Annotated in this window: 17 protein-coding genes; 12 read left to right on the forward strand and 5 right to left on the reverse strand. The window is 74.8% G+C overall.

The genetic code is table 11. The features are described 5' to 3' along the window. Nucleotides 1-72: 72 nt before the first annotated feature. Both OSR43_RS02930 and OSR43_RS02935 read left to right on the forward strand, forming a co-directional pair. Nucleotides 73-426, forward strand: coding sequence for a helix-turn-helix domain-containing protein (locus tag OSR43_RS02930; RefSeq protein WP_302269522.1), 354 nt, complete (start codon nt 73-75; stop codon nt 424-426). A gap of 81 nt (nt 427-507) precedes the next feature. Next, nucleotides 508-1,521 (forward strand): zinc-binding dehydrogenase, encoded by a 1,014-nt coding sequence (locus OSR43_RS02935; RefSeq protein WP_302269523.1) that lies wholly within the window; start codon nt 508-510, stop codon nt 1,519-1,521. A gap of 75 nt (nt 1,522-1,596) precedes the next feature. Here OSR43_RS02935 and OSR43_RS02940 read toward each other — a convergent pair whose 3' ends face one another. Next, nucleotides 1,597-2,727, reverse strand: coding sequence for a lytic transglycosylase domain-containing protein (locus tag OSR43_RS02940; RefSeq protein WP_302269524.1), 1,131 nt, complete (start codon nt 2,725-2,727; stop codon nt 1,597-1,599). 337 nt (nt 2,728-3,064) lie between these two features. Here OSR43_RS02940 and hemL point away from each other — a divergent pair, with 337 nt between their 5' ends. The 6 genes from hemL to ccsB are packed head-to-tail and all read left to right on the forward strand — an operon-like array spanning nt 3,065 to nt 9,121. After that, nucleotides 3,065-4,393, forward strand: coding sequence for a glutamate-1-semialdehyde 2,1-aminomutase (gene hemL, locus OSR43_RS02945; protein ID WP_302269525.1), 1,329 nt, complete (start codon nt 3,065-3,067; stop codon nt 4,391-4,393). Then, nucleotides 4,390-5,076, forward strand: a complete 687-nt coding sequence (locus OSR43_RS02950; protein ID WP_302269526.1) for a histidine phosphatase family protein — start codon at nt 4,390-4,392, stop codon at nt 5,074-5,076. The genes hemL and OSR43_RS02950 overlap by 4 nt, the downstream gene beginning before the upstream one ends. Continuing rightward, on the forward strand, nt 5,073-5,702 hold the full coding sequence (locus OSR43_RS02955) for a TlpA disulfide reductase family protein (protein WP_302269527.1): 630 nt from the start codon (nt 5,073-5,075) through the stop codon (nt 5,700-5,702). Before OSR43_RS02950 ends, OSR43_RS02955 begins: the two co-directional genes overlap by 4 nt. Continuing rightward, entirely contained in the window at nt 5,695-6,456 is a 762-nt protein-coding gene (locus OSR43_RS02960) for a cytochrome c biogenesis CcdA family protein (RefSeq protein WP_302269528.1), read from the forward strand. The genes OSR43_RS02955 and OSR43_RS02960 overlap by 8 nt, the downstream gene beginning before the upstream one ends. Next, on the forward strand, nt 6,453-8,078 hold the full coding sequence (locus tag OSR43_RS02965; RefSeq protein WP_302269529.1) for a cytochrome c biogenesis protein ResB: 1,626 nt from the start codon (nt 6,453-6,455) through the stop codon (nt 8,076-8,078). The genes OSR43_RS02960 and OSR43_RS02965 overlap by 4 nt, the downstream gene beginning before the upstream one ends. Then, complete coding sequence (ccsB, locus tag OSR43_RS02970) at nt 8,075-9,121, forward strand: c-type cytochrome biogenesis protein CcsB (RefSeq protein WP_302269530.1); 1,047 nt, start codon at nt 8,075-8,077, stop codon at nt 9,119-9,121. Before OSR43_RS02965 ends, ccsB begins: the two co-directional genes overlap by 4 nt. Here ccsB and OSR43_RS02975 read toward each other — a convergent pair. Beyond that, complete coding sequence (locus OSR43_RS02975) at nt 9,086-9,652, reverse strand: TlpA disulfide reductase family protein (protein ID WP_302269531.1); 567 nt, start codon at nt 9,650-9,652, stop codon at nt 9,086-9,088. The genes ccsB and OSR43_RS02975 overlap by 36 nt on opposite strands. 1 nt (nt 9,653) lies before the next feature. After that, the gene (locus tag OSR43_RS02980; RefSeq protein ID WP_302269533.1) at nt 9,654-9,899 is read right to left on the reverse strand and encodes a hypothetical protein; all 246 of its coding nucleotides are present in this window, start codon (nt 9,897-9,899) and stop codon (nt 9,654-9,656) included. Between the two features lie 45 nt (nt 9,900-9,944). Here OSR43_RS02980 and OSR43_RS02985 point away from each other — a divergent pair, with 45 nt between their 5' ends. Continuing rightward, entirely contained in the window at nt 9,945-10,205 is a 261-nt protein-coding gene (locus OSR43_RS02985) for a DUF4229 domain-containing protein (RefSeq protein WP_302269534.1), read from the forward strand. A gap of 13 nt (nt 10,206-10,218) precedes the next feature. Here the strand turns inward: OSR43_RS02985 and OSR43_RS02990 are convergent, their stop codons facing one another. Both OSR43_RS02990 and OSR43_RS02995 read right to left on the reverse strand, forming a co-directional pair. Next, nucleotides 10,219-10,356: a hypothetical protein gene (locus OSR43_RS02990; RefSeq protein ID WP_302269535.1), complete on the reverse strand. Its 138-nt coding sequence runs from the start codon at nt 10,354-10,356 to the stop codon at nt 10,219-10,221. 46 nt (nt 10,357-10,402) lie between these two features. Further along, entirely contained in the window at nt 10,403-11,278 is an 876-nt protein-coding gene (locus OSR43_RS02995) for a 1,4-dihydroxy-2-naphthoate polyprenyltransferase (RefSeq protein ID WP_302269536.1), read from the reverse strand. A 72-nt stretch (nt 11,279-11,350) separates the two neighbouring features. Here OSR43_RS02995 and OSR43_RS03000 point away from each other — a divergent pair, with 72 nt between their 5' ends. The 3 genes from OSR43_RS03000 to menD are packed head-to-tail and all read left to right on the forward strand — an operon-like array spanning nt 11,351 to nt 14,924. Beyond that, a complete protein-coding gene (locus OSR43_RS03000; RefSeq protein ID WP_302269537.1) occupies nt 11,351-12,367 on the forward strand; it encodes an AMP-binding protein in 1,017 nt (338 codons plus the stop codon). A gap of 5 nt (nt 12,368-12,372) precedes the next feature. Continuing rightward, nucleotides 12,373-13,332 (forward strand): o-succinylbenzoate synthase, encoded by a 960-nt coding sequence (locus OSR43_RS03005; RefSeq protein ID WP_302271559.1) that lies wholly within the window; start codon nt 12,373-12,375, stop codon nt 13,330-13,332. Then, the gene (gene menD, locus OSR43_RS03010) at nt 13,329-14,924 is read left to right on the forward strand and encodes a 2-succinyl-5-enolpyruvyl-6-hydroxy-3-cyclohexene-1-carboxylic-acid synthase (RefSeq protein ID WP_302269538.1); all 1,596 of its coding nucleotides are present in this window, start codon (nt 13,329-13,331) and stop codon (nt 14,922-14,924) included. Before OSR43_RS03005 ends, menD begins: the two co-directional genes overlap by 4 nt. The last annotated feature ends 8 nt before the right edge of the window (nt 14,925-14,932 follow it).

Consider the following 14,932-nt stretch of genomic DNA (forward strand, 5'->3'; position numbering starts at 1 on the left):
CTGCTACGGAATGAAAGGTTACTAGGAAAACCGTAGCAGCATCGGTCGTGCGAGCGGGGTTAGGCTGTCTGCATGGGTGAGACGGGGACCGAGCACGAGCCGCGCGCGTGCGACGCGGCGCTGGCCCGCGCCTTCGGCTTCCTCGGCAAGCGGTGGAACGGCGTGCTGCTGGCCACGCTGCTGCGCGGCTCCTCCGGCTTCGCCGACATCCGGCGCAACGTGCCGGGCATCAGCGACTCGATGCTCTCCGACCGGCTCGCCGAGCTCACCGGTGCCGGGCTGGTCAGCCGCAGCGTCAACCCCGGGCCGCCGACGTCGGTCACCTACGAGCTCACCGACGCCGGCCGGGCGCTCGCCCCCGCGCTGTCCGCCCTCACCGACTGGGCGCGGGACAACCTGCCGCCCCAGCGCTGCGCCGGCTCCTGACCGGGCCCCGGGCCGCAGCTCGGGGCTGCCGTGCCGCGGGAGGGGCACCGGTGGAGCGACCCCGAGAACCCAGGAGGACGCATGGCGACGATGCTGGCCGGACGGCTGAACACCAGGACCCACGAGCTCACGATGACCGAGGTGCCGGTGCCCGAGCCGGGCCACGGCGAGGTGCGGATCAAGGTGGAGGCGGCCGGCGTGTGCCTGTCCGACGTGCACCTGGTCGACGGGACCCTGAACCCGCTGTTCCTCCCCGGTGACGAGGTGACCCTCGGGCACGAGGTGGCCGGCACCGTCGAGGCGCTCGGGCCGGGTGTCGTCGGCGTCACCGAGGGCCAGCGCGTCCTGCTGCAGGCCGGGCAGGAGCACCACGACGGCACGGTCCTGACCCGCGGCGTCGACTACGACGGCGGCTGGGCCGAGTACGCCCTGGCCCGCCAGGACACGGTGGTGCCGATCCCCGACTCGCTCCCGTTCGACCAGGCGTGCATCGTCCCGGACGCCGTCTCGACGCCGTGGGCGGCGGTCACCGCGACCGCCGCCACCGAGCCCGGCGAGGCCGTCGGCGTGTGGGGCCTCGGCGGCCTCGGCACCCACGGGGTCCAGCTGCTCCGCCTCGTCGGGGCGGCGCCGATCATCGCCGTCGACCCGGTGGCCGCGGCACGCGACCGCGCCCTGGAGTTCGGTGCCGACGTCGCGCTCGACCCGACGGCGCCGGACTTCGCCGACGCGGTCCGGGCGGCGACCGGCGGGCTGGGGCTCTCGGTGGCCTTCGACTTCGCCGGCGCCGCGCCGGTGCGCGAGCAGGCGCTCGCCGCACTGGGGGCCCGCGGCCGGCTGGTGCTCGTCGGCCTGGCCGGCACGCCGGTGACCATCCCGAACGACACGGTCTTCACCTACTTCCAGCAGCGTGTGCTGGGCTCCTACGGCTCCGAGCCGCAGCACGTCGTGCGCCTGGTCCACCTCGCGGCGCACGGCCGGCTCGACCTGAGCCGCTCGATCACCGAGGTGCTGCCGCTCGCCGACGCCCCGCGGGCGTTGGAGCGCCTGCAGCGCAAGGAGGGCAACCCGATCCGGCTGGTGCTCAAGCCCTGAGGAACGGGCCGGTCCGCCCGCCGACGTGACGAGGGCCCCGCACGGCGTACGTGCGGGGCCCTCGAGCACGGGGGACTAGGAGGTGTAGTCCTTCACGCACTGGTCGAACGGGTCGTCCTTCTTGAACAGGTTGTCGACGTAGCCGTCCAGCGCGCACTGCACGATGGCCTGGGCGACGCTGAGGACGCCGTCGACGGTGCCGACGCCGGTGGAGGGCAGCGGGGGCAGCGACGGCGTCGGGAGGCCGGGGACGCCGAGCCCGCCCTTCGGGCCGTCGCCCTTGCCGCCGTCGTCCTGGCCGGTGTCCCCGCCGGTGCCGGTGCCCGGCTGGGGCTGCGGCGCCGTGGAGGGCTCGGGGGAGGTCGAGGGGCCGGCGGACGGCGCGATGACCGTCTCGCCGCCACCGCCCTGCGGGCCACCGCCCACCGGGCCGGCGCCCGGCCCGGGGACGACCGGCGCGGGGGAGGGAGCGATGACGCCCGCGGCCGCGGTGCCGTTCGGGATCGACATGAAGTCGCCCTCGAGGTAGGCGTCCATGATCGAGAGGACCAGCGAGACGTAGCTGCTGGAGTGGTTGTAGCGGTAGACCGCGGCGCGGCGGCCGGAGTCGGTGGAGAGGTCGTCGCCACCGGAGCACAGGTAGACGGCGGTCGCGAGGGCGGCGTCGTCGATGTCCTGGGGGTTGCGCTGGGAGTCGCCGTCGGCGTCGACGCCCACGACCGACCACGTCGAGGGGATGAACTGCATCGGGCCGACCGCCCGGTCCCAGACGCCGTCGTTGTCGAACTGGCCGGCGTCGGTGTCGCGGATCGACTGGGTGTCGTTCTTGCCGTTCAGCGCGATGCCGTAGATGCCCGGGGTGGCCACGCCGTCGTCGTCGAGCGCGTTGCCGCCGTACCGGCCGTGGTCGGACTCCACCCGGCCGATGGCCGCGACCAGCTGCCAGGCGAGGTTGCAGGACTTGTCGGCGGAGTTGATGACCGTCTCGGCCCGCTGGTAGGCGGCGAGGGCCGCGGAGGGGATCGCGTTCGTCGAGGCCGTGCGGACGACCTCGGTCTTGTCGCCCTGGACCCCGGGGGCCACCGAGCCGGCCGCACCGGAGGAGACGCTCGCGGGTGCCTCGATGGCCTCGGTCGGGACCGAGGTGCCGTCGGGCAGGGACTCGGACGCCGGGGTCTCCGCGGACACCGTGACGGGGGCTCCCACGCCCGCCAGGCTCGCGGTCCACGCGGTCGAGAGGACGGCGAGGGGCACCAGGGCCGTCGCTCGCTGCCAGCGACCGAAACGCTTCACGGACATAAGGGGTTCTCTCCCGGTAGTAGCCGACCCGACCGCTCTCCCTCGACGGGCGGGTGTGACGTCCACAACGAAGAGTGTCACAGCGGGGTTACGCGTGTGTCCGCTTCGTGGACGCCGGGCCGCCCTCGTGCGCGGCCCGAGCGCAGGTTGCCCAACACGGTGTCGCGTGAAACCGGTCACTCGCGCGAGCCGGGCGTGGCGCACCCGACATGGCGCGTTTCGCCTCCTCGGCGACAATGGTCGGGTGCCTCTCGACACCGCTGCCTCCGCCGACCTGTTCGCGCGTGCCCGTGCGGTGACCCCCGGCGGGGTGAACTCGCCGGTGCGCGCCTTCAACGCGGTGGGCGGCACCCCCCGGTTCATCCGCTCGGCCGCCGGTGCCTGGCTGACCGACCACGACGGCAACGAGTACGTCGACCTCATCTGCTCCTGGGGGCCGATGCTGCTGGGCCACGCCCACCCCGAGGTCCTGGCGGCCGTCCAGGCCGCGGTCGCGCGCGGCACGTCGTACGGCACGCCGACCGAGCCGGAGGTCGAGCTGGCCGAGGAGATCGTCGCCCGCACGCCGGTCGACCGGGTCCGGTTCGTCTCCTCCGGCACCGAGGCCACCATGTCCGCGATCCGGCTGGCCCGCGGCTTCACCGACCGCGACGTGGTGGTGAAGTTCGCCGGCTGCTACCACGGCCACGTCGACCCGCTGCTCGCCTCGGCCGGCTCCGGCCTCGCGACGTTCGCGGTGCCCGGCACCCCCGGTGTGCCGACCTCCTCGACCGAGCTGACGCTGGTCCTGCCCTACAACGACCGGGCCGCGGTCGAGAAGGTCTTCGCCGAGCACGGCGAGCGGATCGCCTGCCTGGTCACGGAGGCGGCGCCGGGCAACATGGGCGTGGTCCCGCCCGAGCCCGGCTTCAACGAGTTCCTCGCCCGGACCTGCGCCCAGCACGGTGCGCTGTTCGTCAGCGACGAGGTGATGACCGGCTTCCGGGCCTCGCGCCAGGGCCAGTGGGGCCTGGACGGCGCGCACGAGGGCTGGCGCCCCGACCTGGTCACCTTCGGCAAGGTGATGGGCGGCGGCTTCCCGGCCGCGGCGTTCGGCGGGCGCGCCGACGTGATGGGCCACCTCGCGCCGGAGGGGCCGGTCTACCAGGCCGGCACGCTCTCGGGGAACCCGATCGCCACCACCGCCGGCCTCACCACCCTGCGCCTCGCGACCGAGGAGGTCTACGACCACGTCGGCCGGGCCGCGGACGTCATCAAGGGCGCCGCCGGCGAGGCGCTGGCCGCGGCGGGTGTGCCGCACACGGTGCAGTCCACCGGCACGATGTTCTCGGTCTTCCTCACCGAGGGGCCCGTGCGCGACTTCGAGGACGCCTCGCGCACCTCGGCCGCCGGGTACGCCGCGTTCTTCCACGCCATGCTCGAGCGCCACGTCTACCTCCCGCCCTCGGCGTACGAGGCGTGGTTCCTTTCCTCGGCCCACGACGACCGGGCCGTCTCGACGGTCCTCGACGCGCTGCCGCACGCCGCCCGCGCCGCGGCGGCCGCGATGGACACCGCCGGGGGCGCACGATGAGCGGCACCCCGGACACCGTCGTCCACCTCCTGCGCCACGGCGAGGTCCACAACCCCCAGGGCTTGCTCTACGGGCGCCGCGACGGGTTCCACCTCTCCGACCTGGGCCGGCAGATGGCCGAGAAGGTCGCCGGCGCCCTGCAGGACCGCGACATCGTCCACCTGCGCGTCTCCCCGCTGGAGCGGGTCCGCGAGACCGCGCAGCCGCTCGCGCTGGCCCGCGGGCTGGAGCCGGTCGTCGACGAGCGCGTCATCGAGTCCAGCAACGTCTTCGAGGGCGCCCAGTTCGGCGGCAGGGGCAACGCGCTCCGGGACCCGCGGAACTGGCGTCACCTGTGGAACCCGGCGCGCCCCTCGTGGGGCGAGCCCTACAAGCAGGTCGTCGCCCGGATGATGTCGGCCGTGCACGACGCGCGGCTGGCCGCGGAGGGGCACGAGGCGGTCGTCGTCTCCCACCAGCTGCCGATCTGGATCACCCGCCTGCACGTCGAGCGACGCTCGTTCCTGCACGACCCGCGCAAGCGGCAGTGCACGCTGTGCTCGGTGACCTCGCTCCACTTCGTCGGCGACCGGGTCGCCCAGGTCTCCTACAGCGAGCCCGCCGGCGACCTCATCCCGGTCCAGGACAAGCAGTCGCCGTTCTCGGCGGGCGGCGCGCCCGAGGAGAAACGGCCCCCCGCATGACGTCCCACGCACCCCGCGCCCGGCCCCGGGTCCGCCGCACCGTCGCCCTCGCCGCGCTGGTGGGGGTGGCGACCCTCGGCCCGGCGCTGAGCGGGTGCACCGAGACCGAGGGCACCGGCAACAAGGGGTACGTCACCGGTGACGGCCAGGTGACGGTCCTGGAGCCCGACGAGCGCGACGCGCCGGTCGAGCTGTCCGGGGAGGACCTCGCGGGCGAGGAGGTGGACCTCGCCGACCTGCGCGGCGAGCCGGTCGTGCTGCCGGTGTGGGGCTCCTGGTGCGTGCCCTGCCGCGCCGAGGCGCCCGACGTCGTCGCGGCGGCCGAGGAGCTCGAGGACACCGCCAGCTTCGTCGGCGTCAACATCCGCGACAACGAGGGCTCCGCCCGCGGCTTCGAGCGTGAGTTCGACGTGCCGTACCCCTCGATCGTCGACGACGGCACCGCGCTGGTGTCGTTCCCGGGCACCCTCACGCCCCAGACCGTGCCGGCGTTCGTGGTGCTCGACGAGGAGGGCCGCGTCGCCGCGAGCATCCTCGGCGAGCTGCCGTCCACCCAGACGCTGGTCGACCTCGTCGACGAGGTGCGCGGCGGCGAGCAGGACGCAGGCGGGGCCGCCCGTGGCTGACTGGTTCCGCGACCAGGCCTTGTCCGGGTCGCTGGTCCTCGCCGTGCCCGTCGCCCTCGTGGCGGGCCTGGTCTCGTTCTTCTCCCCGTGCGTCATCCCGCTGCTGCCCGGCTACCTCTCCTACGCCACCGGGCTGTCCGGCGCGGACCTGGCCAGCGGCGAGGCGGAGACGCGCCGCGGCCGGATGCTGCTCGGCTCGGTGCTGTTCGTGCTCGGCTTCGCCGTGGTGTTCGTCGCCCTCGGCGCGCTCACCGGGCAGGTCGGCTACTGGCTGGTGACCTGGCGCCGCGAGCTCACCGTCGTGCTCGGCCTGCTCACGATCGTCCTGGGGCTGAGCTTCGCCGGGGCGGTCCCGCTGCTCCAGCGCGACTGGCGGATCCACCGCGTCCCCGCGGTGGGGCTCGCCGCTGCGCCGCTCCTCGGCTTCCTGTTCGGCCTCGGCTGGACCCCCTGCATCGGCCCGACGCTGGCCGCCATCTCCACCCTGTCGGTGAACGAGGCGACCGCGGGCCGGGGCGCCCTGCTGTCGGGCTTCTACGCCTTCGGCCTCGGCATCCCGTTCATCCTCGCGGGCCTGGCCTACCGGCGTGCGCTCGGTGCGTTCGCGTGGTTCCGCCGGCACCAGACGCTGGTCGTCAGGATCGGCGGCGGCATGCTCGTCGTCGTCGGCGTCCTCCTGGTCACCGGCTGGTGGGACCAGGCCGTCACCTGGGTGCAGACCGAGGTCGTCTCCTCCACGAGGACGTCGGTGTGAGCGACCCCCGCGAGACCCAGTACGAGACCTCGCCCGCCGGCCGGCGCGCCGGCGAGCTCACCTTCCGCGAGCTGCTCCGCTTCGGCTGGCGCCAGATCACCTCGATGCGCACCGCGCTGGTGCTGCTCCTGCTGCTGGCGCTCGCCGCCGTGCCCGGCTCGATCGTCCCGCAGGAGGGCGTCGACGCCCTGGCCTCCTCGCGCTGGCAGGAGGACCACCCGAGGCTCGCGCCGGTCTACGAGAAGCTCGGGCTCTTCGACGTCTACGGCTCGGTGTGGTTCTCCGCGATCTACCTGCTGCTGATGCTCTCGCTGGTCGGCTGCATCGTGCCCCGCACGATCGTCTACTGGCGCGCGATGCGCGCCCAGCCGCCCCGCGCCCCCCGGAACCTCTCCCGCCTGCCCGACGCCACGTCGTACCGCACCCACGAGAGCGTCGAGGAGGTGCTCGCCCGCGCCCGCACCGTGCTCGGTCGTCGCCACCGGGTGCGCAGGGCCGACGACGGCGCGACCGCCACCGAGGGCGCGGTCAGCGCGGAGCGCGGCTTCCTGCGCGAGGCCGGCAACCTGCTCTTCCACCTCTCGGTCGTGGTGGTGCTCGTCGGCTTCGCCGTCGGCGGCCTGTTCGGCTACAAGGGCGGCGTCATCCTGGTCACCGAGGACGGGTTCGGGAACTCCCTGTCCTCCTACGACGACTTCGTGCCGGGGCGGCTGTTCACCCCCGAGCAGCTGGACCCCTTCACCTTCACCGTCGACGACTTCGAGGTGAAGTGGCTGACCGAGGGCCGGGCCGCCGGCCAGGCGCGCGGCTTCGAGGCCGACGTCCGCTACCGCGAGGAGCCCGGCGCCGAGGAGCAGCGGTACGACCTGCGGGTCAACCACCCGCTCACCATCGGCAGCACCGACATCTTCCTCATCGGCCACGGCTACGCCCCGGTCGTGACGATCCGCGACGGCGACGGGGAGGTCGCCTACAGCGGCCCCACGATCTTCCTGCCCCAGGACCAGAGCCTCTTCTCCTTCGGCGTGGTCAAGGCGGCCTCCGCGGAGCCGCAGGAGATCGGCCTGGAGGGCGTGTTCTACCCGACGTTCGGCATGAGCGACGAGGGCGACCCGGTCAACCTGTTCGGCGACGACGCGAACCCGCTGCTGTCGCTCTCGGTGTACGCCGGCGACCTCGGCATGGACTCCGGCCCGTCCCAGTCGGTCTACGTCCTGGACAAGTCCGCTGCGGACCAGGTCATGCAGGAGGACGGCAAGCCGCTGCGCCTGGACCTGCGGCTGGGCGAGACCGTCGAGCTGCCCGACGGCCTGGGCTCGGTCACCTTCGACAGCGTCCAGGACTGGCAGCGCATCCAGATCAGCCAGACGCCTGGCAAGCTCGTCGCCCTCGGCGGCGTGGTCATGGCGCTGGTCGGCCTGCTGGGCTCGCTGTTCATCCGGCCCCGGCGGGTCTGGGTCCGCGCCCGTCAGGACGGGGACGGCACACTGGTCGAGGTCGCCGCGCTCGACCGCTCGGGCGGCGGCGACGTCGCCCCGGTCCTCGAGGACCTGGTGACCGCGCTGCGCGGTGACGCACCACGGGGCGACCGGCCCCACGAGACGAAGAGGGATGAGTCGTGACCGATGCTGCGTGGGAGACCCTGAGCAACCAGGCGGTGGCCGCCTGCGGTGTCGTGTACTTCCTGGCCCTGATCGCCCACCTCGTGGAGTGGTCCGCGCTGCGCAGGCTGCCGGTCGGCAGCGACGCCGCGGTGGCCGAGGCGCGCGTCCCGGTCGGCGCGGGCGCCTCGCCGGTCGTGCAGGACCTCTCGGCCCGTGAGCCCGACACCGAGCGGCGCACGGCGCTCTTCGGGCGGCTCGGCCTGCTGCTGACCGTGATCGCCACGGTGGTCCACCTCGTCGCCCTCGTGGGCCGCGGCATGGCCGCGGACCCCAACCGGGTGCCGTGGGGCAACATGTACGAGTTCACGCTGTCGGGCACGTTCGTCGTCAGCGCGGGCTACCTGCTGACCCACCGCCGCTTCGGGCTCGCCTGGATGGCGCCGATCATCGTGGCGTTCGTCCTCGTGCTGCTGATGGTCGACGTGATCTGGCTCTACGACCCGGTCGCGCCGCTGTCGGAGGCGCTCGAGTCGCCCTGGCTGGTGATCCACGTCGTGTCCGCGGTCATCGCGACCGGCGCGTTCACCCTCGGCGGCATCTGCTCGGTGCTCTACCTGCTCAAGGAGCGCCGCCCCGACACCACGACCGGCTACCTGGCGCGCGTGCCGCAGCCGGCCGCGCTGGACCGGATCTCCTACCGGATGCACGCCTTCGGCTTCCCCGTCTGGACCTTCGCGGTGCTCATCACCGGCCCGATCTGGGCGCACCAGGCCTGGTCGTCCTACTGGAGCTGGGACCCCAAGGAGGTCTGGGCGTTCATCACCTGGGTCGTGTACGCCGCGTACCTGCACGCCCGGGCGACCGCCGGCTGGAAGGGCCGCAACGCCGCGATGCTGGCGCTGCTCGGCCTGGCCACGCTGTGGTTCAACTTCATCGGGATCAACTTCTTCTCGACCAACAGCCAGCACTCCTACGCGGCGCCGGCGGTGGTCGAGCCCGCGGCCGTCGGAAGCGGGCAGCCCGGCTCAGCCCTCGGCGAGCTCCCGCAGCCGCTGGGCTGAGAGGTCCGTGGCCGACTCGAACTCACCGGGGTGGGAGGCCACGACCTCCCCGTCGACGATGAGGACGGTGGAGGGCAGCCGGCTGGGGCTGACCGCGGGCGCGTAGCTGAGCATCAGCTCCATGTCCGGGTCGCGCCAGCTGGGGTAGTCCGCGCCGGTCTCGTCGAGGAACTCCACGGCGTACTTCTCGTAGCGGTCCAGGGAGACGCCGACGACCTCCACGTCGTCGCGGTCGGCCACGTCCGCGAGCAGCGGCATCTCCGCGCGGCACGGCCCGCAGTAGCTGGCCCAGAAGTTCAGCAGCACCGGCTTGGCGCCGTCCACGGCCTCCCCGCCGGCCGCGCGGATCGGCTCGCCGCCGGGCAGGTCGACCTCGACGGGCTTCTCGAGCCGGGTCCAGCCCAGGCTGACCGGCCCGTCGTCCTCGCCGCCGTCGGGGGGACCGCTGTCGCCGGTGCAGGCGCTGGTGGTGAGCAGGGCCGTGAGGAGGAGCGCGCCGAGCCGGGCGCGCGTCGGGGTGGGGCGGCTCATGTCAGGCGTCCGGGTCCTCGGGGTGCTCGGGGTGCCGGCGCTTCCGTTCGAGGTCGCGCAGGAAGTCCGGGTCGTCGTCGGGGCCGAGCGGACGGGCCGGGGGACGGGGCGCACGCCGCGGGCCCGTCGGACGGACCGGGCCGCCCCGACCGCCACCGCCGCGGGCCAGGCCGCGACGCTCGATCACCCGGATGGCGACGTACGTCGCGAGCGCGAAGAGCGCGACGACCAGGAGGAGCTTCAGCACACCTCCAATGTAGGTCGCGGGCCCACAGCGCCTACCCTGGAGGTCGTGAAGGAGTTCGTGGTCTACACCGCCCTGCGCATCGCCCTGTTCCTCGGGTCGCTGGCGCTCGTCTTCGGCATCTGGTGGCTCGTCGCCGGCGAGGTGCTGGTGCTGTGGGCCGTCGTGATCGCGTTCGTGCTCAGCGGGCTCGGCTCGCTGTGGCTGCTGAACGGACCGCGCGAGGCGTTCGCCATGCGGGTCCAGGAGCGCGCGGCGCGCGCGTCCAAGGCGTTCGAGGAGATGAAGGCCAAGGAGGACGTCGACTGACGTCCCGGCCGGCTCAGCGGCGCTTGCGGGCGTCCAGCTGACGCCGGACGCGCGCCTCGGACTGGCCGAGGACCTTGGCGAGCAGCTGCACCCGCATCCTCCACGCCACGACGGCGACGACGACGAGTGCGACGAAGACCAGGAAACCCATGGCGCCAGCCTACGGCCGGCGCCCCACGCCGGCCCGGGCGTGCGCCCTACGCGGCGAGGAACAGCGGCACGGCCACCAGCGCCGCCCACACCAGCTCCGCGCCACCGGTGCGCTGCAGCACCGGGATGAGCGCCGGCCCGCCCGCGCCGCCGAGGACGACACGGGTGGCGGTGCCGGCCGGCACGAGGAAGCCCAGGCCGAGCAGCGCCCACCACGACGTGAGGGCCGCGACGGAGACCACCGCGACGGCCGCGACGGCGACCAGCGCGGCGTACAGCAGCCGGGTGGAGCGGTCGCCGAGGCGGACCGCGAGGGTGCGCTTGCCCGCGACCGTGTCGGTGGGGATGTCGCGCAGGTTGTTGGCGACGAGGATCGCGCACGCGAGCGCACCCACGCCGAACGCCGCGGCGAGCGCGGCGGGCTCCCACGTCCGGGTCTGGACGTAGGTCGTACCGACCACCGCGACCAGGCCGAAGAAGACGAAGACCATGACCTCGCCGAGCCCGAGGTAGCCGTAGGGCCGCGAGGTGCCGGTGTAGCCCCAGGCGGCCAGCACGCACACCAGCCCGACCGCCACGAGCCACCAGGCCGTCGTCGCGGCGAGCACCACGCCGGCGACCCCGGCGACGCCGAAGGCGAGGAACGCCGCGCGCTTGACCGCGCCGGGGGCGGCCGCGCCGGAGCCGACCAGGCGCATCGGGCCGACGCGCACGTCGTCGGTCCCGCGGACGCCGTCGGAGTAGTCGTTGGCGTAGTTCACCGCGACCTGGAGCGCCAGGCTCACCACCAGGGCGAGCAGCGCCTTCCACCACACCCACTCGTCGACGTACGCCGCGACGCCGGTGCCCGCGAGGACGGGCGAGACGGCAGCGGGGAGGGTGCGCGGTCGCGCGCCGGCGACCCAGTCGGATGCAGATGCCACGAGGGACGATTGAACCCGACTGGAGACGGGGCGCGGGCGGCGACCCCGGCGCGGAGGACTAGCGTTCGTCGTGTGGTTGCCGCCGTTCCGACCCTCGAGGCGTGGCTCGCCGCGGAGGCGGAGCCCGACCCCTGGGTCGTCGAGACGTCCGGCTCCACCGGCCGTCCCAAGCGCGTGCTCCTGCCGCATCCGGCGGTGCTGGCGTCGGTGCACGCCTCGGCCCGCCGCCTCGGTGCGAGCGGCCAGTGGCTCCTCGCGCTCCCGGAGGGCTACGTCGCCGGCCTGCAGGTCGTCGCGCGCTCGGTGGTCGCCGGCCACGAGCCGGTGCGGCTGGAGGAGCACGGCTCGTTCACCGCGGCGGCCGCGGCGATGACCGCCGAGCACCGGTTCACCTCGCTGGTGCCGACCCAGGTGCGCCGGATGCTGGAGGTGCCCGAGGAGGCGGCGGCCCTCGCCTCGTTCCACACCGTCCTGGTCGGCGGCGGACCGGTCGACCCCGCGCTGCGCCGCCGGGCCGCGGAGGCCGGCGTGCGCGTGGTCGCGACCTACGGCGCCGCGGAGACCGCGGGCGGCTGCGTCTACGACGGGGTGCCGCTCGACGGCGTCGGCCTCGCGCTGGACCGGGACGGCCGGATCCGGCTCGCGGGGCCCACCCTCTTCGTGGGCTACGACGCCGACCCTGAGCTGACCGCGCAGGTGCTCGTCGACGGCTGGTACCTCACCTCCGACGCCGGGCGCCTCGACGAGGACGGCCGGCTGCAGGTGCTCGGCCGCCTCGACGACGTGGTCGTCACCGGCGGCGTGAACGTCCCCGCGCCCGCCGTCGCGGCCCGGCTCCTCGAGCACCCCGGCGTGCGGGCCGCCGAGGTGCTGGGCGTCCCCGACGAGGAGTGGGGCAACCGGCTGGTCGCCTTCGTCGTCGGCCGTGACCGCCAGGTGCCGCTCGCGGAGCTGCGCGACTGGGTCGGCGCCGCCCACCCGCGGTCGTGGGCACCGCGCCAGCTCGTCGCCCTGGACGAGGTGCCGCTGCTCGGCAACGGCAAGCCCGACCGGCTCGCGCTGCGCCGCCTGGCAGGGGAGGCGTCGTGAGCGCGCTGCGGGTCTTCAGCCTGCCGATGCACACCCGCTTCCGCGGCATCACGGTGCGCGAGGGCGTCCTCCTCGAGGGCGAGGCGGGCTGGGGCGAGTGGTCGCCGTTCCTGGAGTACGACGCGGCCGTGGCCGAGCCGTGGCTGCGGTGCGCGGAGGAGGCCGCCGCGGGGGACTGGCCGGACCCCGTGCGGGCCAGCGTGCCGGTCAACGTCACGGTGCCCGCAGTCGATGCCCAGCGGGCGCACGACGTCGTGCGGGCCGGCGGCTGCTCGACCGCGAAGGTCAAGGTCGCCGAGCCCGGCCAGTCGCCCGCCGACGACCAGGCGCGCGTCGAGGCGGTGCGCGACGCGCTCGGGCCCGGCGGTCGGATCCGGGTCGACGTCAACGGGCTGTGGAGCGTCGAGCAGGCCCTCGAGCGGCTGCCGGTCCTCGACCGGGCGGCGGGCGGCCTGGAGTACGTCGAGCAGCCGTGCGCCAGCGTCGAGGAGCTCGCCGCGGTCCGGCGCGCGGTGGACGTCCCGGTCGCCGCGGACGAGTCGATCCGGCGCGCGGCGGACCCCTACCGCGTGCGCGACCTCGAGGCGGCCGACGTGGCGGTCCTCAAGGTGCAGCCGCTGGGCGGGGTGCGCGCCTGCCTGCGGATCGCGGAGGACATCGGCCTGCCGGTCGTCGTCTCCTCGGCGCTGGAGAGCTCGGTCGGGCTCGCCGCGGGCGTCGCGCTGGCGGCCGCGCTGCCCGAGCTGCCGTACGCCTGCGGGCTGGCCACCGCCCAGCTGCTCGCGGCCGACACCACCGCCGACCCGCTGCTGCCCGTCGACGGCGAGCTGCCCGTCCGGGTGCCGCCGCTCGACCCCGCCCACCCCCTCGCCACCCCCGACCGCGTCGCCCACTGGGAGGCCCGGCTCGCGGAGGTCCGCGCGCTGCGCGACGCACGGCGCGGCACGAGCGGGGACCGCCGATGAGCGCCGGGTCGACCGACCTGGCCCGGTCCGTGGTGACGGCCCTGCTGGAGGCCGGCGTCACCGAGGTCGTCCTCTCGCCGGGCTCGCGCAACGCGCCGCTGTCCTTCGCGGTCCACGAGGCGGCCACCGCCGGGCTGCTCCGGCTGCACACCCGCATCGACGAGCGCACCGGCGGGTTCCTCGCCCTGGGCCTGACCAAGGTCGGTGCCCGGGCCGCGGTGCTGTGCACCTCCGGCACGGCCGTCGCCAACCTGCACCCGGCCGTGCTCGAGGCCGCCCACACCGGGCTGCCGCTGGTCGTGCTCACCGCGGACCGGCCCGCGCGGCTGCGGGGGACGGGCGCGAACCAGACGACCGACCAGGTCGGGGTCTTCGGCCGGCTCGTGCGGACCCGGGACCTGCCCGTGGACCCGCTGGTGCTCGAGGCCGACGGCCCCACCCACCTCAACGTCCAGCTCGACGAGCCGTTGGTCCCCACCGACCGGTGGACGCCGCCGACCCCTGCCCCGTCCCCGGCCCCGCCCGCTCCCGCGAGCGCCGCCGGGCCGACGCCCGGCGCGTCCGGCGACCTGCTGCCGCTGGGACCGCGCACCGTGGTCGTGGCCGGCGACGACGCGGGCCCGCCCGCCCGGGTGCTGGCCGAGCGCGCCGGCTGGCCGCTGCTGGCCGAGCCGACCTCCGGCTCGCGCACCGGCGACAACGCCCTGCGCTGCTACCGCCTGCTCCTCGACACCGACCTCGGCCGCAGCATCGAGCGGGTGGTCGTGGCCGGCCACCCGACCCTGTCCCGCCCGGTGACCCGGCTGCTGTCCCGCGCGGACGTGGAGGTGGTCGCGGTGCCGGCCCGCGGCGCCTGGGCCGAGCGGCCCTTCCCGGTCGACCGCCACGTCGTGCGCCCGGTCGTCGAGGGGCAGGAGCAGCCCGGCTGGCTGGACGCCTGGCGCGAGGCCGACCGGTCGGTCGCCCGGCAGCTGGACCGGCTGCTGGCCGCCGAGCCGGCGCTGACGCCGCACCAGGTCGCCGCCGCGGTGAGCCGCGGCACACCTCCCGGCGGGCTGCTGTACGTCGGCGCGTCCAGCCCGATCCGCGACCTCGACCTCACCGTCGCCCGCTACGAGGTCGGCGACCGGCGCAAGGTGGTCGCCAACCGCGGGCTCGCCGGCATCGACGGCACGATCTCCTCGGCGGTCGGCGCCGCGCTCGGCCGGCCCCACGGCACCCGCAACCTCGCGCTGATGGGCGACGTGACGTTCCTGCACGACAGCACCGGGCTCGTCCTCGGACCCCGCGAGGAGCGGCCGGACCTGACGATCGTGGTGGTCAACGACGACGGCGGCGCGATCTTCTCGATGCTCGAGCAGGGGGCGCCCGAGCACGCCGAGCCCTTCGACACCCTCTTCGGGACCCCGCACGGCGTCGACCTGGCCAGCCTCTGCGCGGCCACCCGCACACCGCACTGGCGCGTGGACACCCTCGCCGAACTGGAGCACGCCCTGGCCAGCCCGAACGGCGGGATCGAGGTCGTCGAGGCGGTCGTGGAGCGCCGGACGCGTCGTGACCTGGACGAGCGGATCAGGTCGCTTCGTCCCTAGCGGACAAT

Source organism: Nocardioides sp. Arc9.136 (genome assembly GCF_030506255.1).
In the GTDB taxonomy this organism is placed as follows: Bacteria; Actinomycetota; Actinomycetes; order Propionibacteriales; family Nocardioidaceae; genus Nocardioides.